Here is a 26013-nt window from a genome sequence, read left to right as displayed (position 1 = left end):
GGACAACACCATGTCGAAGATTCTCGTGGTCGATGACTCGAGCACTGTGCGCGACGAAGTCGCGGGATTCCTGCGCAAGAACGGCCTGGACGTGGACACTGCCGTCGACGGCAAGGACGGCCTGGCGAAGATCAAGGCCAGCCCCGGCGTGAAGCTCGTCATCAGCGACGTGAACATGCCGAATATGGACGGCCTGACGATGGTTGAGAAGATTCGCAGCGAACTCGCGAACAAGACCGTCAACGTGGTGATGCTCACCACGGAGAGCAGCCCGGCGATGAAGGAACGCGGCAAGGCCGCCGGTGTGAAGGGCTGGATCGTCAAGCCGTTCAAGGGCGATGCCGTGCTGGAGACGTTCCGCAAGCTCGCCAGTTGAACGCACGGCCGGCGCGGCGGGTACCGCGCTGGCCCCGGAGGGGGGTACGCGCTTGTACGAGTCTGTGCGAGCCTGTACGAGCCTGTACGAGCCTGTACGAGCCTGTACGAGCCTGTAAGAGCCTGTAAGAGCCGATAGCGCCGCTCATCGTCGGCATGAACCGTGGATCGACCGTCGCCACCGCACGGCGGCGGCGTTACACTGCTGACTTTCCCGCACCACGCGAAAATCCGCGCACGTTGTGTGCGCGGGTCCGCGATCTCACCATGAGCGTTGTACCCCAGAAAAAGAAGTCGGCCGCCGTGGCGTCCCGCGACCCCCTTGGGCTGGAATCCGGCAGCGAAATGCTCGAGGAATCGGGCGTATCCGAGGCGCGCCCGCGCCGTTCCAAGCTGCGACTGACGTACGTTATCGCCAGTCTCGATCGTTTGCTGCGCCGCCACATGTCGGAAGCGCTGGCGCCGCTGGGCCTCACGCTGGCCCAGTTCACCGCGCTGTCGGTGCTCGATGCCCGGGGCAAGCTCTCCAACGCCCAACTCGCGCAGCGTTCGTTCATCACCCCGCAGTCGGCTAACGAGGTGGTGAGCGTCATGGCGTCGCGTCAGTGGATCACGCGCGAGCCCGATCCCAATCACGGCCGCATCGTACTGTTGCAACTGACCGACGAAGGCCGGCGCGTGCTCGCCCAGTGCGAAGCCGTGGCCAAGGAGATCGACACGCGTATGCGTGCCGACGTGAGCCGCGAAGACGCCGCCGCCGTGCAACGCCATCTCGAAATGTTCGTGCGAAATCTGCGCGACTGACTCCGGGTTTGTCCCGACCTGCCGATTGCTTGTATTGTCAGGTAGCTTGATATTAAATGGAGTCCGTCGACGCGAAGACACGCGCGACCGAATCCCAGTGACACGGTAAGACGACAACGACGAGCCGCACTTGCGGCATCGCCGTGGCTGTCGTACTTACGTCGTTAATATCAGGCTACCTGATTAAATGATCTGTGCAGACACTCGCTTGCGTGCGGTGTCGCCGGTGTCGACTGACTTCGTATCAGGCGCTGCCCCGTGCGGGCGGCGACCGAAGTCCATCAAGAAGATCAAAGGAGACACCATGGAATCGAATCGGGACGGCGGCGCACGAGCGTTGCCTTTGGCGGCGGAGGGCGCGGCAAGCGGCACCAGTCCGGTGGCGCTGACGCTGGCCTTGTGCTTTGCCGTGGCGCTGCTCGAAGGCCTCGACCTCCAGTCGGTTGGGGTCGCGGCGCGCGGCATGGCCAAGGAGTTTGGCCTGAGCGTCGCGCAAATGGGGATCGCGTTCTCTGCCGGCACATTCGGTTTGCTGCCCGGCGCGATGGTGGGGGGGCGGCTGGCGGACAGCATCGGCCGCAAGCGCGTGCTGATGCTCTCGGCGGCGCTGTTCGGCGTGTTGTCGATTGCCACCGCCTTTGTGTCGGACTTCTGGATGCTGGTGATCGTGCGTGTGCTCACAGGGATCGGGCTGGGCGGAGCGATGCCGAACCTGATCGCGCTGTCGTCGGAAGCCGTCGCGCCGCGTTTGCGCGGCACGGCCGTGAGCATCATGTACTGCGGCATTCCGCTGGGAGGCGGCATCGCGGCCACGATCGGCATGCTGGCGGTGAGCGACGCCGACTGGCGGCACATCTTCTACGTGGGAGGTGTCGGCCCGCTGCTCCTGTTGCCATTGCTGGCGTGGTGCCTGCCGGAGTCACGCGCGTTTGCCGCGGCGACTGCACAAGGCCAGCGCGCCACGCCTGCGCCGATGATGAAGGTGCTGTTCTCCGAGGGGCGCGGTGTCTCGACTGTTCAACTCTGGGTGTCTTACTTCTGCACACTCATCGTGCTGTATTTCCTGCTCAACTGGCTGCCGTCGCTCATGGGGTCGCGCGGCCTGGCGCGTGGCGACATCGGCTGGGTGCAGATTCTCTTTAACGTGGGCAGTGCGGTCGGCGTGCTCGTGCTCGGCTACCTGATGGACCGCGCGCGTATGTCGCTCGTGATCGGTGGGATGTATCTGGGCATGATCGCTTCGCTGGTCGGTCTGGCCGCCGCCCAGGGCTTCGGTGTGCTGGCGACGGCGGCGTTCTTCGCGGGCATGTTCATCATTGGCGGCCAGTCCGTGCTCTACGCGCTCGCCGCCGCCTATTACCCGACCGCCATGCGCGGCACCGGCGTGGGCACAGCCGTGGCGATCGGGCGTATCGGCTCAGTGGTCGGGCCGCTCGCTGCCGGCATGCTGCTCGCAGTAGGCAGCAGCGCGGCCGTGGTGATCGGCGCCAGCATTCCCGTGACCATCGTGGCTGCATTGGCCGCACTCACGCTTATCCGTCGTCCCCGCGCGGCTGACTGACCTGCCTCAAACGGTTGGCCTCGCTTGCACGCGACGGACGGCATTCGGCTGCCCCGTCGCGTTTTTTCTTGTGCGCCTCGCGCGCATTCGCCGAAGCAAGATAGCACTCATAACGACATCAATAATCTGGAGACTCGCATGGCATTTCCTTCTCGCACACGTGCGCTCGCAACCCTCGCCGCCGCTGCCGCACTGGCGGCTCCCGGCATTGCCGGTGCGCAATCGAATATCACGCTGTACGGCATTGTCGACACCGGGATCGAATACGTCTCTCATGCGAGCCCGAACGGCGCCGTTGTGCGCATGCCGGGGGTAACGGGTGAGTTGCCGTCGCGCTGGGGGCTGCGCGGCTCGGAAGATCTTGGCGGCGGCCTTGCGGCGATCTTCCAGTTGGAGAGCGGCTTCAACATACGCGGCGGCGATCTCGGTCAGGGCGGGCGACTGTTCGGCCGTCAGGCATTCGTCGGGATCAAGGGACCCTATGGCACGCTGGCGCTGGGGCGGCAGTACACCATGACGTATTACGCCCTCCTGGGCTCCGACGTACTCGGGCCGGACATCTACGGCATGGGCTCGTTCGACGCCTACATTCCCAACGCACGCACCGATAATGCGATCACCTATCAGGTCGGCTGGCAGGGGCTGACCTTCGGCGCCGGGTATTCGTTCGGCCGCGATTCCGGCGGCACGGGCAATTCGCCGGGGCAGGGCACCTGCGCGGGCCAGGTGCCCGGACAAGCGGTGCAGTGCCGCGACTGGTCGGTGATGCTCAAGTACGACGCGAGCAACTTCGGTGTGGCCGCGTCATATGAAGAGCAGCGCGGCGGCACGAATGCCGCGGCCAACTTCTTCGACGGCATGGCGCCGTCGGCTTTCGCCAGCAGCAACGATAAGGACACGCGCACGACCGTCGGCGCCTATTACAAATACGGCGCGTTCAAGGTCGGCGGCGGATGGCTGGGGCGTCGCGTCTCGACATCTGCCGTCAACACGCACTCGAATCTGTTCTATCTCGGGGCGGCGTACAGCATCACGCCGGCATGGCTGGTGGACACCGAGGTCTATCGCATCATCAACAGCGATCACGACACGCGCGGCACCATGACCACGCTGCGCGCTACGTATTCGCTTTCGGTGCGCACGGCTGTCTATGCGCAAGCCGCTTATCTCTTCAACAGTGCACGCGCCGCGTACTCGGTCAGCGGCGGCGGTGGCGGTACTACGCCGCCCGCAGGCGAAGGGCAGGCGGGTGTGATGTTGGGCATGCGTCATACGTTCTGACATCCAGGGCTAAGGGTTTCCACTGAAAACACAGCCCTTGCAATGTAAGGTTGCCTGATATTAAATGTGGGTGTCGGCAACACCGCGCGCCACTCCCGGCGCGCGGCGCAAGTTGCCCCGCACACTTGGGAATTACGCAAATGAATGCATACGAAGGACGCTGGAAAACGGTCGACGTGAAGGTCGAGGGCGGCATTGGCTGGGTGATCTTCAATCGCCCGGAGAAGCGCAACGCCATGAGCCCGACGCTGAACACCGAAATGAATCAGGTGCTCGACGCGATCGAACTCGATGCCGACGTGAAGGTTGTCGTGCTCACGGGCGCGGGCGCGGCGTGGACGGCCGGCATGGATCTGAAGGAATATTTCCGCGAGATCGACGGTGGACCCGAGATCGTGCAGGAACGCGTGCGCCGTGACGCATCGGACTGGCAGTGGCGCCGTCTGCGTATGTATTCGAAGCCGACGATTGCCATGGTCAACGGCTGGTGCTTCGGTGGTGGTTTCTCGCCGCTGGTTGCCTGCGATCTGGCGATCGCTGCCGATGAAGCTGTCTTCGGTCTGTCGGAGATCAACTGGGGTATTCCGCCGGGAAATCTGGTGAGCAAGGCCATGGCCGATACGGTCGGCCACCGTCGTGCGTTGCACTACATCATGACCGGCGACACGTTCACCGGCGTGGAAGCTGCCGACATGGGGCTGGTCAATCAAAGCGTGCCGCTGGCCCAATTGCGCGATGCCACCATTGCACTGGCCGGCAAGTTGCTTGAGAAGAACCCGGTGGTGCTGCGTGCCGCGAAGCATGGCTTCAAGCGCGCACGCGAACTCACGTGGGAGCAGAGCGAAGACTATCTGTACGCCAAGCTCGATCAGGCGCAATTGCGCGACCCCGAGCATGGCCGCGAGCAGGGCCTCAAGCAGTTCCTCGACGACAAGTCGATCAAGCCGGGTCTGCAAGCCTACAAGCGCTGACGCACAGCGTTCATTCGTGAACGAACAGACGAAAGAGGAATCGCGCAATGCATGAAGTTCAGATGCTGATCGGCGGCCAGTGGCGTGGCGCACAAGGCGGAGCGACGTTCGAGCGAATCGATCCGGTGACGGGCGAAGTCGCCACGCGCGCCCCGGCGGCCTCGTTGGCGGATGCCGACGCGGCAGTCGATGCTGCGCAAGCGGCATTCCCCGCATGGGCGGCGCTCTCGCCCACGGCGCGGCGTCAGCGTTTGCTCGCGGCTGCCGAACGTATGGACAGCCGTGCGGCCGAGTTCATTGCCATTGGCGCGGCCGAGACCGGCGCGATGGCCAACTGGTACGGCTTTAACGTCATGCTCGCGGCCAACATGCTGCGAGAAGCGGCGGCCATGACCACGCAGATCGACGGCAGCGTGATTCCGAGCGATGTGCCGGGCAGCCTCGCGCTGGCCGTGCGCTCGCCGGTTGGCGTGGTGCTGGGCATTGCGCCGTGGAACGCGCCGGTCATTCTGGCCACGCGAGCGCTCGCCATGCCACTCGCCTGCGGCAACACGGTCGTGCTCAAAGCGTCGGAACAGTGTCCCGGTGTGCATGCGCTGATCGGCGCATGTCTGCACGAGGCGGGGCTTGGCGACGGGGTCGTCAACGTCGTGACGAACGCCCCTGAAGACGCGGGCGACATCGTGGCGCGTCTGATTGCCCACCCGGCCGTGCGCCGTGTGAATTTCACCGGCTCCACGCATGTGGGGCGCATCATTGCGCGTCTCGCGGCAGAGCATCTCAAGCCGGCGTTGCTGGAGTTGGGCGGCAAGGCGCCGGTGCTCGTGCTCGACGATGCGGATCTCGATGCCGCCGTCGATGGCATTGCCTTCGGCGCCTTTTTCAATCAAGGGCAGATCTGCATGTCGACGGAGCGGGTCATCGTGGATGCGCGTATCGCCGACGCCTTTGTCGAGAAGCTCGCCGCCAAGGCAGCGAAATTGCCTGCCGGATCGCCGACGTCGCCTGACAGCGTGCTCGGCGCGATGGTCAGTGCGCAGGCGGCGTCGCGCGTGGCCGCACTTGTCGAGGATGCCCGCGAGCATGGTGCGCGTTTGCCGTTGGGCTGCCGCGTCGAGGGCGCGATCATGCAGGCGGCGATTGTCGATGGTGTGACGCCTGCGATGCGTCTGTATCGCGAAGAGTCGTTCGGCCCGGTGGTGACGATCCAACGGGTGCAGAGCGACGACGAAGCCGTGAATGTGGCCAACGACAGCGAATTCGGTCTGTCGGCGGCAATTTTCAGTCGAGACGTGTCGCGCGCCATGCAATTGGCCCGGCGCATCGAATCGGGCATCTGCCATATCAATGGACCGACGGTGCACGACGAAGCGCAGATGCCGTTCGGCGGGGTGAAGGCGAGCGGTTACGGCCGCTTTGGCAGCAAGGCGTCCATCGGCGAGTTCACGGAGCTTCGCTGGATCACGGTGCAAACGACCCCGCGTCACTACCCGATCTGACGGCGTGACGGGATGAGGATGGGCCCGCCCGCGAACGCGCCTGAGAGTGCGTCGCGGCGGGATAGAAGCAGGAGACAGCGTTTTGAATCACGGCAATAACACGACGGCGGCTGAGATGCCGGATATCGCGGCGCATCGCTACCGCCCGGTCACTATCGGTAATCCCGGTGTGGAAGTGCGGCGCGACGGCGAGTTCTGGTATCTGCGCTCGCGTGAAGCACTCGGTGATTTTCCCGAGCGGCTGACCGATCGGTTGGTGTCGGGGGCCGCCCGGCATCCCGAGCGTTGGTTGATCGCACGGCGCGGCCCCGACGGCGCATGGATCGGCATTACGTACGCGCAGATGCTGCAACGTGCCCGCGCCATCGGTCAGGCCTTGCGCGATCGCGGGTTGTCGGCCGAGCGCCCGATCGCGATTCTGTCCGGCAACGACCTCGAACACTTCCAACTGGCCCTCGGTGCGATGTACGCCGGCGTGCCATTCGCACCGATTTCGCCGGCCTACTCGATCGTATCGACCGACTTCGGCAAGTTGCGTCACACCCTGGGCGTGCTGCGCCCGGGGCTTGTCTACGCGACCGACGTTAATGCCTACGGACGCGCCATGGACGCGGTGCTGGGCGACGACGTGATTCGTGTGACCGCCGGCGGCGATGGCGGCACGCTGGCATTCGATACGTTGCTCGATACCGTGCCGCGCGATGTCGACGGTGTGCATGCACAAGTCACTGGCGACACCATCGCCAAGATCCTGTTCACCTCCGGATCGACACGTCAGCCGAAAGCCGTGCCGACCACGCAGCGCATGTTGTGCAGCAACCAGCAGATGCTGCTGCAAACGTTTCCGACCTTCGGTGAGGCACCCCCGGTATTGGTGGACTGGCTGCCGTGGAATCACACTTATGGCGGTAGCCACAACGTGGGCATTGCGCTGTACAACGGCGGCACGCTCTACATCGACGACGGCAAACCGGTGGCGGGAAAGTTCGAGGAGACGTTGCGCAATCTGCGCGAGATTTCCCCGACGGTGTACTTCAACGTGCCGAAGGGGTGGGAAGACCTCGCCATTGCGCTGGAGAGCGACGCCGCGTTGCGCGAGCGCTTCTTCGCACGCGTGAATCTCTATTTCTTCGGCGGAGCGGGGCTGTCGCAGGCCGCCTGGGACCGGCTTGAGCGTGTGACCGAACAGCACTGCGGCGAGCGCATCCGGATCATGTCCGGACTGGGGATGACCGAGACGTCGCCGAGTTGCATGTTCACCACCGGGCCTGTCATGCGTGCGGGCTACATCGGCCTGCCCGCGCCGGGCTGCGAGGTGAAGCTCGCGCCGGTGGGCGGAAAGCTGGAAGTCAGGTTTCGGGGTCCGAACGTCATGGCAGGCTATTGGCGTCATGAGGCGAGCGAGCCGGTGTTCGACGAAGAAGGCTACTACCGCACGGGAGACGCTGCGACGTTCGTCGATAGCCAGCATCCGGAGACCGGTCTTCAGTTCGACGGCCGTATTACCGAAGACTTCAAACTCAGCTCGGGCACCTTCGTGAGCGTTGGCCCGTTGCGTGCCCGCGTGATTTCGGAAGGTGCACCGTATGTGCAGGACGTCGTGATCACAGGCATCAATCGCGACGATATCGGTCTGATGGTCTTCCCGCGAGTCGACGACTGCCGCCGCCTGAGCGGTCTGCCGAAGGAAGCTCCCCTGGCGGATGTGCTGGCCAGCGCGCCGGTGCGCGAAGCGTTCGCAGCGCTGCTGACGAAGCTCAACGCTTCGGCGGGGGGCAGCGCCACTTACGTCGCTCGCCTTATGCTGCTCGATTCGCCGCCCTCGCTCGACCGGGGCGAGGTGACCGACAAGGGATCGATCAACCAGCGCGCCGTGCAGGATCATCGGGCGGCAGCGGTCGATGTGCTGCATGCCGCAAAGGCCGACGGCCGCCACATCATTCTCGCTCCGGCAAGGCGCTGACATGGGGTATCCGGAGTTGCAAAGCGCGGCCCGCGATATCGCGTTCGTGCTGGACAAGCTCGGCGTGGGCGAAGCCTTGACGCGTCTCCCACCATTCGGTGAGTTCGATACGGCGACGCTGGTGCAGGTCGTCGACGAAGCGGCGCGCTTTTCCCGCGAAGTGCTCGCGCCGCTGAACGCCGTCGGTGACCGTGAGGGGTGCATATGGCGCGACGGCGAGGTCCGCACGCCTGCCGGATTTGCCGACGCGTATCGTCAGTATCGCGACGCCGGCTGGCCGTCGTTGCCATGCGATCCGTCGCTGGGCGGTCAGGGGTTGCCGGTCGTTGCGCAGGTGGCGGTACAGGAACTGACGGCCGGTGCCAATCTGGCCTGGACGATGTATCCCGGCATTCTGCATGGCGCTTACGAATGCGTGCATCGGTTCGGTAGCGACGCCTTGCGCGAGGCGTGGCTCGGCCCGCTCGTGAGCGGCGAGTGGCTTGCCACGATGGCGTTGACGGAACCGGGGGCCGGTAGCGATCTGGGACAGATTCGCACGCGTGCCGAGTGGATCGACGGCGCGAACGACACGGTAAAGGTAACGGGCGAGAAGATCTTCATCTCCGGCGGCGAACAGGATCTGACGCCGAACATCGTGCATCTCGTGTTGGCGCGCACTCCCGATGCGCCCGCCGGAAGTGGCGGCCTGTCGCTCTTCCTCGTGCCCAAGGTGTTGGCGAACGGTGAGCGGAACGCCGTACGTTGTACCGGCATTGAACACAAGATGGGGATTCGCGGCAGCGCCACATGTTCGATGGCGTTCGAGGGTGCTACGGGGTATCTCGTCGGAACGCCGTGTCGCGGACTCGAAGCGATGTTCGCGATGATGAATTCGGCCCGTCTGCATGTCGGGGCGTCGGCGCTCGGGTTGGCACAGAACGCTTATGAGATGGCCGTGAGGCATGCCGGAGAGCGAGTGCAATCGCGTGTGCCGGGGGCAGACACGGGTGCGCCTATCGCGCGGCACCCAGCGGTATGGCGGCTGCTCGAAGGGCAGCGGGTCGCCGTAGAAGGGGCGCGGTTGCTGTTGTACCGTGCTGCGCTCGCCATCGACGAAGCACATCACGCCGGCACGCCCGAAGCACGCAAGCGAGCCGACGCCTTGGCGGCGCTGCTGACTCCGGTCGTCAAGGCCATGCTCACCGAGCAGGCGTTTGAAGGAGCGAGCGCGGCGTTGCAGGTCTTCGGCGGCTATGGCTATGTCGAAGAGACCGGCATTTCGCAGTATCTGCGCGACGCGCGCATCCCCATGATCTACGAAGGGACCAACGAGATTCAGGCCATCGACCTGATGCTGCGCAAGGTTGTCAGAGACGGCGGTGCGACGCTGCGCCATTGGCTCGCCTGGGCACGCGTTCAGGTGGACGATGCGCGGTCCGTTGCGACACTCGGTGGTTTTAACGCCGCGTTGGCAGCACTGGACGAATGGGGGTCGCTGCTGCCATCGGTCATTGCCTTGGCGCAGTCGTCGCCACGTGCGGCGCTCTGCGTGGCCGGGGAGGTCATGCGGGCCGTGCACGGGCTGTCGATGGCCGGGCTTTGGGCGCAGGCGGCGCTCGCCGAGCATCGCGCCGAAGCGGCGGGCGGCATGACTGGCGAGCGAAAACGCGATGCGGCACGCTACTGGCTGAAGTTCGAACTGCCCGAGACGCGCCGCGCGATGGCGATCGTGGCGGCACAAATCCATGACCCGGAGACGGCCGAATGAACCTCGAAAAACTCGTCGCCATCGATACGCATGTGCATGCGGAAGTGTCGTGCTGTCAGCCACCGGATCTTTTCGGCAAGGCATTCGATGACGCGGCCGACAAATACTTCGGCACGGTGCTCAGGCAGAATCGCCGGCCAACGATTCCGGAGACGATCGAACACTACCGAGAGCGCAATATCGGATTCGTGATGTTCACGGTCGATTGCGAGGCGAACATCGGCCGTCGCCGCATTCCGAACGAGGAGATTGCGGGCTTCGCACAGGAAAATGCGGACATCATGATCGCGTTCGCGAGCATCGATCCGCACAAGGGACGCATGGGGGTGCGCGAAGCGCGGCGGCTGGTCGAGGAATTCGGCGTGCGCGGCTTCAAGTTCCACCCGACCATGCAGGGGTTTTTCGCCAACGACCGTATGGCGTATCCGATGTACGAGCTGATTGCCGAGTACAAGCTGACGGCTGTGTTCCACAGCGGTCATTCGGGGATTGGCTCGGGCATGCCGGGCGGCGGCGGACTGCGACTCAAGTTCTCCGAGCCGATCCATCTGGACGACGTAGCGACCGATTTTCCCGACATGAACATCGTGATCGCCCATCCGTCCTGGCCATGGCAATCGCAGGCGCTGTCCATTGCGTTGCACAAGCCGAACGTCTATATCGATTTGTCGGGCTGGTCGCCCAAGTATTTTTCGCCGGAACTGATTCAGTACGCCAACGCGTTGCTGCGCGAGAAGATGTTGTTCGGTTCGGATTTCCCGCTGATCGCACCGGATCGATGGCTGCGCGACTTTGAAGCGGCCGGATTTCGCGACGAGGTCAGGCCGCTGGTGCTCAAGGACAATGCAGTGAGGATGCTCGGTCTGGCACCGGCGCAGACCGGCGTTGCGGATCCGGCGGCGGCCTCGGCGCCGCAGGCATGACCGGTGACCTCGTCAGCGCAGTCCCGGCACGCCGTAGCGCACGCGCGCAGCCTCGCGCATCGCGCTGATGAGGGTCTGTTCCGGCGGGGTGGGCACCGTGTCGTTGCGCCACAGAATGCCGATGGACTCCTCCGTGCCTTTCGTCGCGAAGGGCAGGGCGCACAACACGCCGTCGGCGAGATCGTCCTGCACCGTGATCTCGGAGGCGATCCACACGACGTCGTCGCGCAGCGTCATGGCGCGCGCGAGCGACATCGAGAGCAGCTCCGAATAGTCGTCGAGCGTGCCCACGCCGTGTGCGCGCAGGAAGCTGTCGGCAGTATGCCGCAGGATCGTGCCGTGCGGCGGCAGGATGACGTGATGGCCGGCCAGATCGCCCATCGACACGCTGCGCTGCTGCACGAGGGGATGCTCGGGGCGCACCACCACACAGAGCGGGGTCGCGCAAAGATGCTCGAACGTGAGTCCCGCCATGCCCTCGGGATCGGACATCCGGCCCAGTGCAAGCGTCATTTCTCCGGACTTCAACTGCGTGAGCAATTGCTGATTCGCGCCGGTGTGAACCTGTACCACGATGCCCGGCCATTCGCGCCGGAAGGTTTCGAGCACGCTGGGCATCATGGCGGCGGCCAACGTCGGCAATACGGCAATCTCGATCACGCCGCCTGTCTGACCAACGGCGCGCGAGAGCACGTCGATGCCCTGTCGCAACGCGCTCACGCTCGCGCCCGCATGCCGCAGGAACAGTTCCGCCTGCGCGGTCGGGCGTGCGCCGTTGCGTCCGCGATCGAACAACCGCACCCCGAGCAGCCCTTCGAGTTCCGCAATCGTCTTGCTGACGGCCGGTTGCGTGATGGACAGCGCTTCGGCCGCGCGCTGAAGACTGCCGTGCTGCGCGACGGCCAGCAGGCATTGCAGATGGCGCAACTTGATGCGCCCGTCGAGTAAGTGTCTTTCCATGCCGAAAAGTTATGAAATGCCTAAGAAAATGTCAATAAATATATCCGTTGATTATGGATATAGTGTCGAAAACAAGCTGGCGACAAGCCAGATCAGTCAACACAAAATGGAGTGAGACCATGTCGGAAACGACCACTGTCCTGCGCCCCCGGGACTGGGATTCGCATCCCAAGCTGATCGACAGCGGGTACAAATCCACGGCGCTGCGCGGCCCCAAGCAACTGCTCGTGCCGGTCAAACAAAACCTCGCCAACCTGCGCGCGCCGGTCTACGGCCACGGCATCATCGGCGAGCTCGACGGCGATCTCACGCGCAATGCGGTTCGCAACGGCGAGCCGCTGGGCGAGCGCATGATCGTCACGGGCCGCGTGCTCGACGAAGGCGGCCGCCCGGTGCCCAATACGCTCGTGGAGCTTTGGCAGGCCAACGCCTGTGGCCGCTACGTGCACAAGGTAGATCAGCACGACGCCCCGCTCGACGCGAACTTCCTGGGCGCAGGCCGTGCCCTGACGGACGCGCAGGGCCGCTACAAATTCCTGACCATCAAGCCGGGTGCGTATCCGTGGAAGAACCACCACAATGCGTGGCGTCCGCAGCATTTGCACTTCTCGGTGTTCGGTCAGTATTTCGCGACCCGCCTTGTCACACAGATGTACTTCCCGGGCGATCCGTTGCTGGCTTACGATCCGATTTTCCAGGCCACGCCGGCACATGCCCGCGACCGTCTGATCGCGCGCTTCTCGATGGACATCACCGAGCCCGAGTACGCGCTGGGTTATGAATTCGACATCGTGCTGCGCGGTGCCGACCAAACGCCGATGGAGTCCTGAGCCATGTCCGATTACCAGCAAACGCCGTCGCAGACCGTCGGTCCGTACTTCGCCTATGGCCTGTCGCCGGAACAGTACCTGTACGACTTCAAGAGCGCTTTTACGCCCGTGGTCGCGCTCGATCGCGCTGAGGGCGAGGCGATTCGCCTGATTGGTCAGGTGTTCGATGGCGCAGGCAATCCGATCAACGACGCGCTGATCGAGGTTGTGCAGGCCGACGCCCACGGCCGCTACGTGCAGAGCGCCGACGAGATCGAGCGCACGGGTTTCGCCGGCACGGGCCGCTGCGGCACCGGCACCGACCCCCAGAACCGCTTCGTCATCGAGACGATCAAGCCGGGCGCGACCGCGCCGGGCGAAGCGCCGCGCATCGATGTGATTCTCACGATGCGGGGCTTGCTCAATCATCTGTTTACGCGTATCTATTTCGACGACGAGGCAGCGGCCAACGAGGCCGACCCCGTGCTGCAACAAGTGCCGGCCGAGCGTCGCCACACGCTGATCGCGCGCCGCGAGGTGAGCGGTGGCCGTGTGTCGTATCGGTTCGACATCCGCATGCAGGGCGACGAGGAGACGGTGTTCCTCGACCTTTGAAGTCGGTCGTGCAAGGCTGAAACTGGCGCGGCTTCGGGCTGCTGGCATGAAAGTGCCGGTGGCCCGTGGCCGTATCTGCATTTTTGCAACGTACAAGGGTTTGGCCATGAATGTGCAATTCGTGCGAACAGACCTTAATCACCAACCTCCATCGACCCTCCGATGACGGAACTGCTTGACTCCTTGCTGCGCGGCTCTGCCGTGACGGCGTGCTTCTCGCGCGACGCCACGCTTCAGGGCATGCTCGACTTCGAAGTGGCGTTGGCCGCTGCCGAAGCCGAGGTCGGTCTGATCCCGGCTGCCGCCGTCGCTCCGATGACCGCCGCCGCCCGTGCCAGTGACCTGGACTGGGCCTCGCTGCGCGACGACGCGGCTCGCGCGGGCAACCTCGCCATTCCGCTGGTCAAGCAACTGACCGCACGCGTGAAAGCGCTCGACGCCGACGCGGCCCGCTTCGTCCATTGGGGCGCCACCAGTCAGGACGCGATCGATACCGGCCTTATTCTGCAAGTGCGCGCTGCGCTCGACGACATCGGGGCAGATCTCGACGGCCTCATTCGTCAACTCGCCGGACAGGTCCGGCAGCATCGCGCCACGGTCATGATCGGGCGCACCTGGCTGCAACATGCGTTACCCATCACCTTCGGGCTCAAACTCGCGGGCACGCTCGACGCTTTGCTGCGGGCGCGTGCCGATCTGGCGAACGTGCGTGAGCAGGTGCTGTGCGTGCAATTCGGCGGTGCGGCAGGCACGCTGGCATCGCTCGGCACGCAAGGCCCCGCCGTCGCGGCGGCGCTTGCCCGTCATCTGGGGCTGTCGAATGCCGCTACGCCATGGCACGGTCAGCGCGATCGCATCGTGCGCGTGGGCGGCTGGGCGGCGTCGCTGACCGGCTCGCTTGGCAAGTTCGCTCGCGACACCGCCATGCTGACGCAAACCGAAGTCGGCGAAATCGCCGAGGCTTCCGGGGCAGGGCGTGGCGGCTCATCGACCATGCCGCATAAGCGCAACCCGGTTGGCTGTGCCGCGATATTGGCCGCCGCCGCCCGCACGCCGCAACTCGCTGCCACTCTGTTCGCTGCGATGCAGCAAGACCACGAGCGTGGGCTGGGTAACTGGCACGCGGAATGGGAGACGCTGCCCGAACTGCTCATGCTGTGCGGCGGCGCGCTGGCCACGGCACGCACGCTCGTCGACGACTGGACCGTCGATACGTCGCGCATGCGAGCGAATCTCGAGATCACGCACGGGCTCATCATGGCCGAGGCCGTGACCATGGCGCTTGGCGAAGCGCTGGGACGTCTCGAAGCACATCGCCGTGTCGAAGCGCGTTGCCGCGACGCGCTCGCTCAGCAACGCCATTTGCTCGATGTGCTGCGCGAAGACGACGACATCACACGCATTCTCTCCAGCGACGCGCTTGAGCGCCTCATGGACCCGCAACATTATCTGGGCGCCGCCGAGACGTTCGTGAGCCAGGTGCTCGCGCTCGCCGACACTGCGGTGGCGATCCCCCAATCCGGCAGGAAATCCAAATGAACGATCAGGAACGCTACGACAACGGAATGCAGGTGCGCCGCGCCGTTCTCGGCGACGCGCACGTGGACCGCACGCTGACTCGCCGCAACGAGTTCAACGACGACTTTCAGAACTTCATCACGCGCTTCGCCTGGGGCGACGTGTGGACTCGCCCGGGGCTCACGCGGCACATGCGCAGCATGATTACGCTCTCGCTGCTTATCGCGCTGAATCGCGGCGACGAATTCCGCATGCACGTGCGCGCTGCGTTCAACAACGGTGTGACGCGCGACGAGATGAAGGAACTGTTCATGCACGCCGCGCTGTATTGCGGCCTGCCTGCGGCCAATCAGGCGATTCACGATGCCGAGAAGGTCTTCGCGGAGATGGAAGCCGCCGAGCCGGGTTCGACCACCCGTGTGCGCAACGACGCGCAGGGCTGAGGAGATTCACCGAATGAGCATGGAATGTCTGATTGACGCAGGTGACGCCCAACTGCGTGTGGCCGTCGACGGTGACGAACGGGCGCCGGCGCTTGTGCTGTCCAATTCGTTGGGCACGACGCTGGACATGTGGGCGCCGCAGGTGCCGGCACTCGCGCGCGAGTTCCGCGTGATTCGCTACGACACCCGTGGGCACGGGGGATCGTCCGTGACGCCGGGGCCGTATGTCATCGGCCAATTGGGACGCGACGTGATCGCATTGCTCGACGCCCTGCACATCGAACGCGCGAGTCTGGCCGGCGTCTCGATGGGCGGCATGACGGGGATGTGGCTGGGCATTCATGCACCGCAGCGGCTCGATCGTCTGGCGATTGTTTGCTCGTCTGCCCACATTGGCGGTGAGGATGGCTGGAACGCGCGCATTCGCGCGGTGCAGGCCGATGGCATGGGCGCCGTTGCCGACGCCGTGGTGTCGCGCTGGTTCACGCCCGAGTTCGCGCAGCAGGAACCCGCAGTCATCGACCGCATGAAGGCGATGTTCCGGTCCCTCTCGGCAGACGGTTACGCGGCGGCCTGCGCAGCCGTGCGCGATATGAATCAGCTTGACGAGATTGCGTCGATCACGGCGCCTACGTTGGTCATTACCGGCTCAGGAGACCTCGCAACGCCGCCCGCGATGTCGAGCGCCATGGTCGAGCGTATTCCCGGCGCGCAGCAGGTCGTTGTGCCGGGCGCGCATTTGTCGAACATCGAGTGCGCGCCGGCGGTCACCGACGCGTTGCTGACCTTCCTTCGGGGGAAGACGCTGGCGGGCGCGTAAGCGCCAACTTGCCAGCGTGAGCACGGGGGCGAGGCGCTCGACGGAGCGCCTCGCCGACCCGGCCGGGCATTTTCACTCGTCGCCCAGATGGGCGTTTTGTGCCGTGCGCCGAAAGGCCGACGGCGTGACGCCGACATGCCGTTTGAAGACGCGGCAGAAATATGCCGGGTCCTGAAACCCGAGTTCATACGCGACGTGGGAAACCGGCGCGGGAATGTAGATGAGCTTGCGGCGGGCTTCAAGCATCAGGCGGTCCTGCACCAGATCGAAAGCCGATTTGCCCGCAATGCGGCGGCACAGTCTGTTGAGTTTGCTCTCGGTGACATGCAGCCGTTCGGCGTAAGCCGGTATGGCCCAGGCTTGCGTGTAGTGGGATTCGACGAGCGCGCGAAAGCGAGCGAACAGATCCAGTTCCGTGCGTCCGGAACGTGTCGCGGATTCGCGATGCGCGTGCAGCCTGGCGAGCAGCAGCAGCACGCTGCGTGTGAGCCATCCGACCATTTCCGCGTGCCCCAGCTGCGGGCGCGAAAACTCGTCCATGATCAGGCCTAGCAATGTGTAGAGGCGGTCGCGCGTTTGCGGTGCCTCGCCTAGCGGGAAGAGCCACGGCTTGCTTAGCAAGGACTCCATGTCGGCGTCGGCGCCAATGGCCGCATCGAACGGCACGCTTTGCGCCATCGTGAGCACGAACCCGTGTGCGCCGCGCGAGAAGCGGAAGTTGTGCACGGCGGAAGGGTGCACCGTAATGACGGCCGGGCCTTCGACTTCCCAGGTCGCGTCGTCGACATTCGCCTCGACCGTGCCTTCGAAAATCGCCAACACCTGAAAGAGTCCCAGATGCCGATGTGTATCGATATGCCAGTCGTAGAGGCGGCTGCGTGTTTCGATCCATTCGATGTGGACGAAATCGGCGCTGTCGGTTTCCGTCAATTCTCCGTACAGCGAGAATTCCGGAATCGTCTCGCGAGCCGCGCGCAGCCGGGATGACGCGCCTGACATACTGGTTTTCCCTTGGGCGAAGTTGTCAAAAAAGTACAAGAAAGTCGTCGATTCATCCATTCAACGCGACGCGCGTGCTCCATAAGATATGACGCATTCGCCCCTCGTGACAAGGCGTGAGCGCATCTTTCGACATACTCGTTTACGCGCAGTCTTAAGTTGGTGCAGCGTGCGTAAGGCAACCGAGAAATGCAATTCGCGCACATGCCGCATGCCATTTTCCTGTCGCGACATGACCCGGCTCAGACATACCGGAGGAGGGCGGTGCAAATCTCAGGAGACAATTCATGCGTACCCATTACCCCGTCGTCATCGTTGGCGCCGGTCCCGCCGGCTTGCTGCTTTCCCACCTGTTGCACTTGCAAGGTATCGAGTCGGTCGTGCTCGAATCGCGCTCGCGTGCAGCGGTCGAGTCGACCATTCGTGCCGGTGTGCTGGAGCAGGGCACGATGGACATTCTCAACGACACGGGCGTTGGCGAGCGCATGCGGCGCGAAGGCGCGGTGCACCACGGTGTCGAGCTGGCGTTCGGCGGTCAGCGTCATCGCATACCGCTTACCGAGTTGACCGGACGCGCCATCACCGTCTACGCGCAGCATGAAGTCATCAAGGATCTGATCGCAGCGCGGGAAGCGGCGCAGGGCGAGATCCTGTTCGACGTATCGGACGTTTCGGTGCATGACATCGATAGCACGCAACCGAGCGTGCAGTTCACGATGGACGGTCAGGTGCAACGTTTGACGTGTGACTTCATCGCGGGCTGCGACGGCTTCCATGGGGTGTGCCGCCCGGCCATGCCGGCGTCGGTGCGCAAGGAGTACCAGCGGGTGTATCCGTTTGGCTGGTTCGGTGTGTTGGTCGAGGCACCGCCGTCGTCAGACGAACTGATCTACGCAGCGCACGAGCGCGGCTTTGCGCTGATCAGCACGCGCTCGCCCACGGTGCAGCGCATGTATTTCCAGTGCGACCCGAGCGAGCGGGCGGAGTCGTGGAGCGACGAGCGCATCTGGGGCGAGCTGCATGCGCGCACGGAGACGAACGATGGCTGGCGTCTCAAGGAGGGCCCGATCTTCCAGAAGAATGTGGTCGCCATGCGCAGCTTCGTCGCGACGCCGATGCAATACGGCCGTCTGTTCCTGGCGGGCGACGCCGCACACATCGTGCCCCCGACAGGGGCCAAGGGCATGAACCTGGCCGTGGCCGACGTCTGGCGACTGGCGCGTGCGCTCGACGACTTCTATCAACGCGACAGTGAAGCAGCGCTTCAGGGCTATTCCGAGGCGGCGCTCAAGCGGATTTGGCGCGCGGAGCATTTCTCGTACTGGATGACGCGCATGCTGCACCGTCTCGACGACGCCACGCCGTTCGAGCAGCAGATGCAACGCTCGGAGCTTGAGTACGTGGTGAGTTCGCGCGCAGCGTCTCTCATGCTGGCGGAGAACTATGTAGGGCTGCCGCTGGCTTGACGATAGGGGGACGTCGAAGCAGGGTCACCGATGTGCTATAACCGCCAGCGGTGGCCGCGAGCATAACCGTCCGTTATGGATGGGCTGACGAAAGATCATTTTGACGGGCAGTCGAAAGACGTACAGTAGCGGCAGATTTCGACGCCGCCGCCCCGCTGCATCAAGGCAGTCAGGTATTCAGACCGCGCTCGCCCCCAAATGAACGGGCGCGTCAGGGCGGCGCCGAATTCAAAATAATAATGGGATGACAAGCGGGGCGACCACGCCCCGAGGAGACAGTTTCATGAATCAATCGCGCACGGTGGATGTGCCCGCCTATATCAACGCACAACGGTTTTCCGGCTATCAATGGCTGGTGCTGATCCTGTGTTTCTTCGTGGTGGCCATCGATGGTTTCGATACGGCCGCCATTGGTTACATTGCGCCCTCGCTCGTGCAGCAGTGGCACATTGATCGCGGCTCGCTCGGCCCGGTGCTCTCGGCCGCCCTCTTCGGTCTGGCGGGCGGCGCGATCTTCGCTGGGCCGCTGGCCGACAAGTTGGGACGCAAGACACTGCTGGTGCTCTCGGTCGTTTTCTTCGGCGTTGCGAGTCTCGCCACTGCGTTCGCTCAGGATCTCGACACGTTGACCGCGCTGCGTTTCCTGACAGGACTCGGGCTTGGCGCGGCCATGCCTAACGCGGTGACGCTGATCTCGGAGTACGCGCCGGAATCGCGCCGCGCCGTTATCGTCAACACCATGTTCTGCGGCTTCCCCCTCGGCGCGTCGGTCGGTGGATTCGTCGCCTCGTGGCTGATACCGCACTTCGGCTGGCACAGCGTGCTGGTGCTGGGCGGGGTATTGCCGCTGGTGCTCTCGGTGCTGCTGGTGCTGTGTCTGCCGGAGTCGGTGAAGTTTCTCGTCGTGCGTCAAAAACCGGTTGAGCGCGTGCGTCGCATTCTGTCGCGCATCTCGGGCGAATCGCTCGGCGATGTCGGTACTTTTACCGTCAATGAAGCGGCACCGAAGCGCGCGGGTTCTGCCATCAGCGTCGTGCTCTCGAAACAGTACGGCTTCGGTTCCGTGATGCTGTGGCTCACGTACTTCATGGGACTCGTAATCTTCTATCTGCTCACAAGCTGGATGCCGATCCTGTTCAAGGATGCAGGCTTCACCATCGAACGCGCGGCCCTCATCACAGCCCTGTTTCCGCTGGGTGGCGGCATCGGCACGATTCTGTCGGGCTGGCTGATGGACAAGTTCAACGCGCAGAAAGTGGTTGCCATCGGCTATGCGCTCACCGCAGTGCTGGTGTATGCCGTCGGTCAGGCAATGGGCAATATCGGTTTGCTGGTGGCGCTGATTTTCCTTGCCGGCACGGCGATGAACGGTGCGCAGTCGTCGATGCCGTCGCTCGCCGCCATGTTCTACCCGACACACGGGCGCGCCACTGGTGTGGCATGGATGCTCGGTATCGGGCGCTTCGGCGGCATTGCCGGTGCGCTGCTGGGCGCCGAGTTGATGCGCCGCCATCTGGGCTTTTCCGCGACCTTCTCGCTGCTGGCGATTCCGGCCGTGATCGCCACGGTCGCGCTGCTGGCGAAGAACGCTTGGGAGCGTGCCAACGGAAATCAGTCGGCGACGTCGCGCGAGGCGCGTAACTCGGCCGCCATGCACTGACGTTCGGCCCACGGATTGACCGTAGTTGTGGCAGTACGTGATGCGGCGCCTCCAGGGGCGCCGTTTTTTTATGTGGCGAGGCGTATCCGCTGCGATTCGGTCAGTGCTTTGCCAAGGCGTCGATCATTGCCATCGCGGCGGCGGGATTGCGCTCCTTGAAGCCGCTGATGACATAGAGAAACACGTCGCGATGCGTTGCCTTGGGCGGGGCGCCGGCGAGCGTGTCGAGGTCTTTCGGTGCGCCGCCTTGCGCGAAGGCTTGCGCCCGCTCGATCCACTGCGTCATCGCCTTTGGCGCGTACCCGAGCTTATAGTGCTCCTGCGTACCCATGAGGCGTGCGTAGACGAACGGAGCGGTGACATCGGCGATGCAGGGGAATTTCGCATCGCCGGCAAGCACGATCGCCATGTGGTACTTGCGCGCCAACGCGACAAACTCGGGCACGGCAAAACTCTCGTGCCGGACTTCCAGCGCATGACGGATCGCATAGCCGCCAGCCTCGGTCGGCAGCAGACTCAGGAAGTGTTCGAAGTCCTGCGCATCGAAGGCTTTCGTTGGCGCGAATTGCCAGTTCACCGGGCCGAGCTTCTTGCCCAGTTCCAGCACACCGCTGTCGAAGAAGCGCGAGATCGATTCGCCGGCTTCTGCGAGCACGCGCCGATGCGTGGCGTAACGCGATGCCTTGACCGAGAACACGAAGTCGTCGGGGGTTTCCTCGAACCAATGCCGGAACGTTGCGGGCTTTTGCGAGCCGTAGAACGTGCTGTTGATTTCGATGGAAGTCAGGTGCCGGCTGGCATATTCGAGTTCGCGGCGCTTTGGCCACTTCTCGGGATAGAACGTGCCTTGCCAAGGGGCGAAATTCCAGCCGCCCACACCAATGCGAATGCGGTTGCCAGACGACGCGCGCGTCGCGTTGGTTGCACGCGTCGTCGGCGTTTTGGAGGGGTGAGTCGTCGCCATCGGAGATCGCGCCGGTGCCCCGGCGCATTCGGGGAGATGAAGTCTTCGATGGTGAAGCCACCGGGCAACGTGCGTCAATGGGGCCGATGCACGTTGCTTGCGGTGCGGCGCGCTCAATTACGTCGGCATCCGAGATGAAGCATGCGCTCGCGCACCTCCTCTTCGGCGCGCCAATGCTCCGCTGGCTTTACCAGATCGCTCACGGCCGGCAGCCAACGCACGCAGTCCCGGCCACGTGGCGTGTGGGGATATGGGGAACTGCGATCATGACAATGCCGTGATTACAGATGAACGCCACGAATGTGGAAGATGTCTGCGAACGTGCTCAACTCGTTGCGATGCTGTGCCGCGAGATTGGCGAGGCAGGCGTCGCCTGCCGCCGACAGATGCACTTCCACCACGCGCCGGTCGCTTTCGTTTTGACGGCGCGTGACCAGTCCTGCCTTTTCGCACCGGGCGACCAGCGCCACCACACTGTGATGCACGGCTTGCAGGCGCTCGGCCAATTCACTGATGGACGCCCAGTCGCGCCCCGGTATACCTTTCACATGAAGCAGCAAGAGATATTGCTGGGGCGTGATACCGCCTTCGCGTGCCGCCGTCTCGCTGAAATTGAGGAAGCGGCGCAGACGGTAGCGAAATTCCGAAAGGGCTTCGAAATCGCTCTTGGTCAGCGCGTCGGCCGTGATCGGCGAACGACTTGCGCCGGATGAGGTGGGCTCGGGCATGGGCAGGCAGGCGTGAGACGCGGGGAGGTCCGAAAACCAAAAAATATATCACAATGCGATATATTCAACGGTCTTAGGGATACCCGGGATGACAAACAAGGCCGCCTACGTGCAGAATCGCGAAAAAACGAGACTCAGCAATTGACTGGAACTCGATCCCCGCCGAGATGCTGGAGTGTGGTTACCGTGGGTTGGTGACAAGTATCTTTTGCGCGGGCCGACCTCTGACAGGGAGGAGACATGGCTTCCACGGTCCGACGCCGCTGGCGTACGGGTACGTTGTTGTTGCTATCGGTGGCACTCGGCTCCACGGTTGCCGCCTATCACTACGCCACCGGCTTTGAGCTGGGTGGCGGTGTTTTTGAGCAGATCGGGTTCGGACGGCAGGGCACGTCGTCCGCGCCGGTTGCGCATGCGCGCGGTTCGCCATCGTCTTGCCCGGGTGGCGATTGCCGCGACGAGTCAACCTCGCAGGCGCACTGACACCGTATTGCAGCCGCACCCCGTTGCAGGGTGCGGCCTTCCCGCTTAGAACACGTGACGCAGACCGATGGTCATGGCGCTCTGGGTGGCGTCGCGACCCGGCGCCCCCCCGGTGATGCCGGGGCTATACATATTCCATGCGCGCAGGTTCGCAACGTACGAGTAGATGTCGGTGCGCTTCGACAGGAAGTAATCCAGACCGACGTTGAACTGAAGCAGACGGCCGGTTGCCGGTGCGCCGACGAACGAGTAGCGCGAGTGCAGCACGGCGCCGATCAGCTCGAGATTGGGCAGCACCCAGTAGTTCACGCCGACATCGAACACGTTCGTTGCATTGTTGTTCGACCCTGCGGCAGCGAATGCCCCGCTGCTCGCCGCGCTGGTGAAGGTTGTGGCAAGTGGTGCGGTTGTGCCGCCGAAGCGGGCGAGCGGTTGGAGCGTGCGTGACCACGATGCGTAGATGCGCGCCTTGTCCCACTTGTAGCTCGTGCCGACCATCCACGTGCGAATACACACGTCGCCTGCCTGACCGAACGCCGGATCGCAGCCCGCACCGGAACTCGCTCCCACGTCGCTCGACGTGTTCGCGGCAGCGGTACCGGTGCCCAGTCGCGACTGCCAGTAGCCAAAGCCCACACCAAAGCCGCCGTATTTGTAGTTCGCACCAAAGCCGAGCGACTGACCGGTCGCCATCGAGCCGGCCGTGCCGCCGAACCCATACGTGACGTTGGCCGTCAGGCCGCGATAGTCGGGCGTGTCGTAGCGGACCGAGTTGTTGGAACGGTTGCCGCCGACACGGTCGAGGTTATTGTCGTGCACACCATTGATGAATACACCGAAGTTGTAGACGCTCGAATACCAGGTCGCAATTTCGTCGATGTAGTCCTTGCGGCGGCCGATCTGCACCGTACCGTAAGGGCTTGAGAGCCCGACCACCGACGTGCGGCCCAGCGGCAGCCCGCCTTGCCCCGCCGTGCCATTGGCGACCGAGAAGCCGCCTTCGAGGATGAACAGTGCTTTCATCCCGCCGCCAAGATCCTCCGTTCCCTTCATGCCCCAGCGCGATTGCTGAAGGTCTCCGCTGTCCACGCTGAAGCGGTTGCCCGTGGTCGTGCCGGTCGGGCCCGCCACCTTGCTGACGTAAGTGACGCCGCTGTCGATCAGCCCGTACAGCGTGACGTTCGATTGTGCGCGGGCTGACGTGCTGAGCACCGACAGCGCTGCGACCCCCATCCCCATTGCGGCCACGCGAGCGATTGGCCAAACCTTCTGCTTCATATCCCCCCTCCGGGTGTGTGTTGAATGACTTTTTGCGTATGTCTTATTGATTAAAACAACGTTTTGAAAATTATCGATTCCAGAAAGCAAGTACGTCAACCGGCGAGAAAAAAATACAGAAGTGAATGCGACGAAGATGAGGAGGGAGGGATATTTCGATGATTGAAACACTGGAAAATCCGCTATTTTTCTAAGGACTTTCGCGGTGCGAGATGAAGGTGCCTGTGTCGACGACAGATTCTGCGCTTGACCGGCTCAAATTTTTGAGGCTTAATTTTTAATACGTTGTTTTATTCAATAAGACATTTGCGGTTCGGTGAAGGTAGAGACCGCGACTTTGGCCCGTCAGGGGCCGCCGGTACGTGGGAAAAATTTTTGATGGTGACGCAAGAAAACAACACGACGGCCTTGCCCGGCAGATTCATGACTGATGACATGACGCAACGCGACGTTTGCGTGGTCGTGCCGCCGAGCGTGCCGTCGCTCCCGATCGTGTTCGACTCGCCACACAGCGGCTTCGACATGCCGCACGACTTCGGCACGGTTGCGCCACGTGAAGCGCTGCTCACGGGGTGGGACGCCTTCGTGGACGAACTCTGGGCATGCGTGCCGCGTCACGGCGGTACGCTGATCGCCGCGAACTTTCCACGCGCCTATATCGACGCCAATCGCGCCGTGACGGACATCGACGCCGAGATGCTCGACGCACCGTGGCCGGGGCCCATTGCCCCCGAGAAGTACTCGGCGCGCGGCATGGGCCTGCTGCGCCGCTACGCGTTGCCAGGCATGCCGATGTACGACCGCAAGCTGACGGTGGCCGAAGTGCGCCATCGTATCGACGCCTACTATTCTCCGTATCGTCAGGCGCTTGGCGTAGCGGCCGAAGCCGCCTACGCACGGCACGGAGCGCTGTGGCACGTCGATTGCCATTCGATGAAATCGCGCGGGAATGCGATGAATGTGGATGACGGCGAGCCGCGTCCCGACATGGTTGTGAGCGACCGGCTCGGGACCACGTCCGACCCGGCCTTCACGCAGTGGGTTGCCGAGGCGCTGCGCGAGCAGGGATATCGCGTTCAGGTCAATGCGCCCTATCAGGGCGGCGATTTGCTCACGGCGGTGAGCGATCCGGGCCGGCGGCGCTCCAGTTTGCAGATCGAAATCAATCGCGCGCTGTATATGGACGAGACGCGCTTTGTGAAGCACGCGGGATTTGATACGCTCGGGCGCAACCTGGAAACGTTCACGGCTGCGCTCGCCCGTTGGGTGCGCATGCAGTCAAGCCCGAAGGAAATCCCATGAACTACATCGTCGATTCGGTCGACAGCGCCCTGAAACTGCTCTCGCTAGTCGCGGAGCATCCGGGACTCGGTGTGACGGAGCTGTCCAATCGCCTGGGCATCAACAAGTCGCGCACCTATCGCATGTTGTGCACGCTGGAGCACAACCGCTTCGTATTGCAGGACGAGCGCACCACGACCTATTCGCTGGGGCCGCAGGCGTTTGTGATCGGCGTGGCGGCGTCGCAGCAGAACATTCTCGTGCGGGCCGCGCAGAAGTACATGCTCGCGCTCAATCAGGCGATCAACGAGACGATCGTGCTGCGTGTACGCGAAGGGCTCGAGACGGTGTGCGTGGCGCGCTGCGAAACCACGCATCAGGTGCGCTCGGTGGGTTCGGTGGGGAATCGCCGGCCGATCAGTTCGGGGGCGTCGGGCAAGTTGTTGCTTGCGTTCTCTCAAGACGCCATTCGCAACGAGTTTTTCGCGCGCATGAAGCATCTGCCGGTGGCCGCAGAGCCAATGGCGTTTGCCGACGAACTGGCGGCGGTGGCGCGCAAGGGCTATGCAATGAGCGCGGGCGAAGTCACGAGCGGTGCCGTGGCTATCGCGGTGCCGGTGCGCGATGTGTCCGGCGACGTTGTGGCGGCGCTCTCCATCTCGGGGCCTGAAGCGCGCATCAGTCGCATTGAGATTCCCGATTATCTGGAACGGCTGCAAGCCTGCAGCCGGCAGATTTCGGCCGAACTGGGGTATGCGGGTGCGGCTGGCGAACGCGCCCCGAACGAGGCGCAAGCCAACAAGGTGGCGTAGTCCGGCGATGGTCTCCGGGCCGGCGAGCGTATGGGCGTATCCGCGCATCG

24 protein-coding genes are annotated in these 26013 nt (G+C 63.7%); 19 read left to right on the top strand and 5 right to left on the bottom strand.

Features of this window, described 5'->3' with window-relative positions:
- Positions 1-10 precede the first annotated feature (10 nt).
- From AT395_RS19980 to AT395_RS19940, 9 genes are all read left to right on the top strand, one after another.
- Positions 11-376, top strand: a complete 366-nt coding sequence (locus AT395_RS19980; protein ID WP_042114791.1) for a response regulator — start codon at positions 11-13, stop codon at positions 374-376.
- A gap of 344 nt (positions 377-720) precedes the next feature.
- On the top strand, positions 721-1179 hold the full coding sequence (locus AT395_RS19975) for a MarR family winged helix-turn-helix transcriptional regulator (RefSeq protein ID WP_042118013.1): 459 nt from the start codon (positions 721-723) through the stop codon (positions 1177-1179).
- 304 nt (positions 1180-1483) lie between these two features.
- Positions 1484-2740, top strand: a complete 1257-nt coding sequence (gene mhpT / locus AT395_RS19970) for a 3-(3-hydroxy-phenyl)propionate transporter MhpT (RefSeq protein ID WP_224787512.1) — start codon at positions 1484-1486, stop codon at positions 2738-2740.
- A 138-nt stretch (positions 2741-2878) separates the two neighbouring features.
- Entirely contained in the window at positions 2879-4021 is a 1143-nt protein-coding gene (locus AT395_RS19965; RefSeq protein WP_042114792.1) for a porin, read from the top strand.
- A gap of 140 nt (positions 4022-4161) precedes the next feature.
- Positions 4162-4992, top strand: coding sequence for a p-hydroxycinnamoyl CoA hydratase/lyase (locus tag AT395_RS19960; protein ID WP_042114793.1), 831 nt, complete (start codon positions 4162-4164; stop codon positions 4990-4992).
- Between the two features lie 47 nt (positions 4993-5039).
- The gene (locus AT395_RS19955) at positions 5040-6491 is read left to right on the top strand and encodes an aldehyde dehydrogenase (RefSeq protein WP_042114794.1); all 1452 of its coding nucleotides are present in this window, start codon (positions 5040-5042) and stop codon (positions 6489-6491) included.
- Between the two features lie 115 nt (positions 6492-6606).
- Complete coding sequence (locus AT395_RS19950; protein ID WP_048628935.1) at positions 6607-8454, top strand: feruloyl-CoA synthase; 1848 nt, start codon at positions 6607-6609, stop codon at positions 8452-8454.
- 1 nt (position 8455) lies between these two features.
- The gene (locus tag AT395_RS19945) at positions 8456-10204 is read left to right on the top strand and encodes an acyl-CoA dehydrogenase (RefSeq protein WP_048628890.1); all 1749 of its coding nucleotides are present in this window, start codon (positions 8456-8458) and stop codon (positions 10202-10204) included.
- Positions 10201-11127: an amidohydrolase family protein gene (locus AT395_RS19940; protein ID WP_042114796.1), complete on the top strand. Its 927-nt coding sequence runs from the start codon at positions 10201-10203 to the stop codon at positions 11125-11127. The genes AT395_RS19945 and AT395_RS19940 overlap by 4 nt, the downstream gene beginning before the upstream one ends.
- A gap of 12 nt (positions 11128-11139) precedes the next feature.
- Here the strand turns inward: AT395_RS19940 and pcaQ are convergent, their stop codons facing one another.
- A complete protein-coding gene (pcaQ, locus tag AT395_RS19935) occupies positions 11140-12087 on the bottom strand; it encodes a pca operon transcription factor PcaQ (protein ID WP_042114797.1) in 948 nt (315 codons plus the stop codon).
- Between the two features lie 119 nt (positions 12088-12206).
- On the opposite strand from pcaQ, the gene pcaH reads away from it, so the two are divergent.
- From pcaH to pcaD, 5 genes are all read left to right on the top strand, one after another.
- A complete protein-coding gene (pcaH, locus tag AT395_RS19930; RefSeq protein ID WP_042114798.1) occupies positions 12207-12917 on the top strand; it encodes a protocatechuate 3,4-dioxygenase subunit beta in 711 nt (236 codons plus the stop codon).
- A gap of 3 nt (positions 12918-12920) precedes the next feature.
- A complete protein-coding gene (gene pcaG, locus AT395_RS19925) occupies positions 12921-13511 on the top strand; it encodes a protocatechuate 3,4-dioxygenase subunit alpha (protein ID WP_048628891.1) in 591 nt (196 codons plus the stop codon).
- Between the two features lie 162 nt (positions 13512-13673).
- Complete coding sequence (locus AT395_RS19920) at positions 13674-15050, top strand: 3-carboxy-cis,cis-muconate cycloisomerase (protein WP_048628892.1); 1377 nt, start codon at positions 13674-13676, stop codon at positions 15048-15050.
- Positions 15047-15472, top strand: coding sequence for a 4-carboxymuconolactone decarboxylase (pcaC, locus tag AT395_RS19915; protein WP_042114801.1), 426 nt, complete (start codon positions 15047-15049; stop codon positions 15470-15472). Before AT395_RS19920 ends, pcaC begins: the two co-directional genes overlap by 4 nt.
- 13 nt (positions 15473-15485) lie before the next feature.
- Positions 15486-16292, top strand: a complete 807-nt coding sequence (pcaD, locus tag AT395_RS19910; protein ID WP_042114802.1) for a 3-oxoadipate enol-lactonase — start codon at positions 15486-15488, stop codon at positions 16290-16292.
- 72 nt (positions 16293-16364) lie between these two features.
- Here pcaD and AT395_RS19905 read toward each other — a convergent pair whose 3' ends face one another.
- Positions 16365-17291 (bottom strand): helix-turn-helix domain-containing protein, encoded by a 927-nt coding sequence (locus AT395_RS19905; RefSeq protein WP_048628936.1) that lies wholly within the window; start codon positions 17289-17291, stop codon positions 16365-16367.
- A gap of 287 nt (positions 17292-17578) precedes the next feature.
- Between AT395_RS19905 and pobA the strand changes: the two genes are divergently transcribed.
- Positions 17579-18757: a 4-hydroxybenzoate 3-monooxygenase gene (gene pobA / locus AT395_RS19900; RefSeq protein WP_048628893.1), complete on the top strand. Its 1179-nt coding sequence runs from the start codon at positions 17579-17581 to the stop codon at positions 18755-18757.
- A 283-nt stretch (positions 18758-19040) separates the two neighbouring features.
- A complete protein-coding gene (locus AT395_RS19895; RefSeq protein WP_048628894.1) occupies positions 19041-20417 on the top strand; it encodes an MFS transporter in 1377 nt (458 codons plus the stop codon).
- 100 nt (positions 20418-20517) lie between these two features.
- Here the strand turns inward: AT395_RS19895 and AT395_RS19890 are convergent, their stop codons facing one another.
- Complete coding sequence (locus AT395_RS19890) at positions 20518-21381, bottom strand: DUF72 domain-containing protein (RefSeq protein ID WP_042114806.1); 864 nt, start codon at positions 21379-21381, stop codon at positions 20518-20520.
- Positions 21382-21662: 281 nt separating this feature from the next.
- Positions 21663-22109, bottom strand: coding sequence for a MarR family winged helix-turn-helix transcriptional regulator (locus AT395_RS19880; RefSeq protein WP_048628895.1), 447 nt, complete (start codon positions 22107-22109; stop codon positions 21663-21665).
- Between the two features lie 240 nt (positions 22110-22349).
- Here AT395_RS19880 and AT395_RS19875 point away from each other — a divergent pair, with 240 nt between their 5' ends.
- The gene (locus AT395_RS19875) at positions 22350-22592 is read left to right on the top strand and encodes a hypothetical protein (protein ID WP_042114808.1); all 243 of its coding nucleotides are present in this window, start codon (positions 22350-22352) and stop codon (positions 22590-22592) included.
- Between the two features lie 45 nt (positions 22593-22637).
- On the opposite strand, the gene AT395_RS19870 is transcribed toward AT395_RS19875, so the two are convergent.
- On the bottom strand, positions 22638-23870 hold the full coding sequence (locus AT395_RS19870; protein ID WP_224787511.1) for a porin: 1233 nt from the start codon (positions 23868-23870) through the stop codon (positions 22638-22640).
- Between the two features lie 378 nt (positions 23871-24248).
- Here AT395_RS19870 and AT395_RS19865 point away from each other — a divergent pair, with 378 nt between their 5' ends.
- Together AT395_RS19865 and AT395_RS19860 are read left to right on the top strand one after the other, a co-directional pair.
- Positions 24249-25172, top strand: a complete 924-nt coding sequence (locus tag AT395_RS19865) for an N-formylglutamate amidohydrolase (protein ID WP_048628896.1) — start codon at positions 24249-24251, stop codon at positions 25170-25172.
- Entirely contained in the window at positions 25169-25963 is a 795-nt protein-coding gene (locus AT395_RS19860; RefSeq protein WP_042114809.1) for an IclR family transcriptional regulator, read from the top strand. Before AT395_RS19865 ends, AT395_RS19860 begins: the two co-directional genes overlap by 4 nt.
- Positions 25964-26013 lie beyond the last annotated feature (50 nt).

The organism is Pandoraea apista, assembly GCF_001465595.2.
Classification (GTDB): domain Bacteria; phylum Pseudomonadota; class Gammaproteobacteria; order Burkholderiales; family Burkholderiaceae; genus Pandoraea; species Pandoraea apista.
The sequence above is the reverse complement of the archived record's forward strand: the minus strand, read 5'-3'. Positions and strand labels throughout refer to the sequence as shown.

Coding starts and splice junctions, on each gene's coding strand:
- AT395_RS19870 (WP_224787511.1), bottom strand. CDS start 23,870: ATGAAGCAGAAGGTTTGGCCAATCGCTCGCGTGGCCGCAATGGGGATG.
- AT395_RS19880 (WP_048628895.1), bottom strand. CDS start 22,109: ATGCCCGAGCCCACCTCATCCGGCGCAAGTCGTTCGCCGATCACGGCC.
- AT395_RS19980 (WP_042114791.1), top strand. CDS start 11: ATGTCGAAGATTCTCGTGGTCGATGACTCGAGCACTGTGCGCGACGAA.
- pcaH (WP_042114798.1), top strand. CDS start 12,207: ATGTCGGAAACGACCACTGTCCTGCGCCCCCGGGACTGGGATTCGCAT.
- AT395_RS19945 (WP_048628890.1), top strand. CDS start 8,456: ATGGGGTATCCGGAGTTGCAAAGCGCGGCCCGCGATATCGCGTTCGTG.
- pcaQ (WP_042114797.1), bottom strand. CDS start 12,087: ATGGAAAGACACTTACTCGACGGGCGCATCAAGTTGCGCCATCTGCAA.
- pcaC (WP_042114801.1), top strand. CDS start 15,047: ATGAACGATCAGGAACGCTACGACAACGGAATGCAGGTGCGCCGCGCC.
- AT395_RS19950 (WP_048628935.1), top strand. CDS start 6,607: ATGCCGGATATCGCGGCGCATCGCTACCGCCCGGTCACTATCGGTAAT.
- AT395_RS19860 (WP_042114809.1), top strand. CDS start 25,169: ATGAACTACATCGTCGATTCGGTCGACAGCGCCCTGAAACTGCTCTCG.
- AT395_RS19920 (WP_048628892.1), top strand. CDS start 13,674: ATGACGGAACTGCTTGACTCCTTGCTGCGCGGCTCTGCCGTGACGGCG.
- pcaD (WP_042114802.1), top strand. CDS start 15,486: ATGAGCATGGAATGTCTGATTGACGCAGGTGACGCCCAACTGCGTGTG.
- mhpT (WP_224787512.1), top strand. CDS start 1,484: ATGGAATCGAATCGGGACGGCGGCGCACGAGCGTTGCCTTTGGCGGCG.
- AT395_RS19890 (WP_042114806.1), bottom strand. CDS start 21,381: ATGGCGACGACTCACCCCTCCAAAACGCCGACGACGCGTGCAACCAAC.
- AT395_RS19975 (WP_042118013.1), top strand. CDS start 721: ATGCTCGAGGAATCGGGCGTATCCGAGGCGCGCCCGCGCCGTTCCAAG.
- AT395_RS19865 (WP_048628896.1), top strand. CDS start 24,249: ATGGTGACGCAAGAAAACAACACGACGGCCTTGCCCGGCAGATTCATG.
- pobA (WP_048628893.1), top strand. CDS start 17,579: ATGCGTACCCATTACCCCGTCGTCATCGTTGGCGCCGGTCCCGCCGGC.
- AT395_RS19905 (WP_048628936.1), bottom strand. CDS start 17,291: ATGTCAGGCGCGTCATCCCGGCTGCGCGCGGCTCGCGAGACGATTCCG.
- AT395_RS19960 (WP_042114793.1), top strand. CDS start 4,162: ATGAATGCATACGAAGGACGCTGGAAAACGGTCGACGTGAAGGTCGAG.
- AT395_RS19955 (WP_042114794.1), top strand. CDS start 5,040: ATGCATGAAGTTCAGATGCTGATCGGCGGCCAGTGGCGTGGCGCACAA.
- AT395_RS19895 (WP_048628894.1), top strand. CDS start 19,041: ATGAATCAATCGCGCACGGTGGATGTGCCCGCCTATATCAACGCACAA.
- AT395_RS19965 (WP_042114792.1), top strand. CDS start 2,879: ATGGCATTTCCTTCTCGCACACGTGCGCTCGCAACCCTCGCCGCCGCT.
- pcaG (WP_048628891.1), top strand. CDS start 12,921: ATGTCCGATTACCAGCAAACGCCGTCGCAGACCGTCGGTCCGTACTTC.
- AT395_RS19875 (WP_042114808.1), top strand. CDS start 22,350: ATGGCTTCCACGGTCCGACGCCGCTGGCGTACGGGTACGTTGTTGTTG.
- AT395_RS19940 (WP_042114796.1), top strand. CDS start 10,201: ATGAACCTCGAAAAACTCGTCGCCATCGATACGCATGTGCATGCGGAA.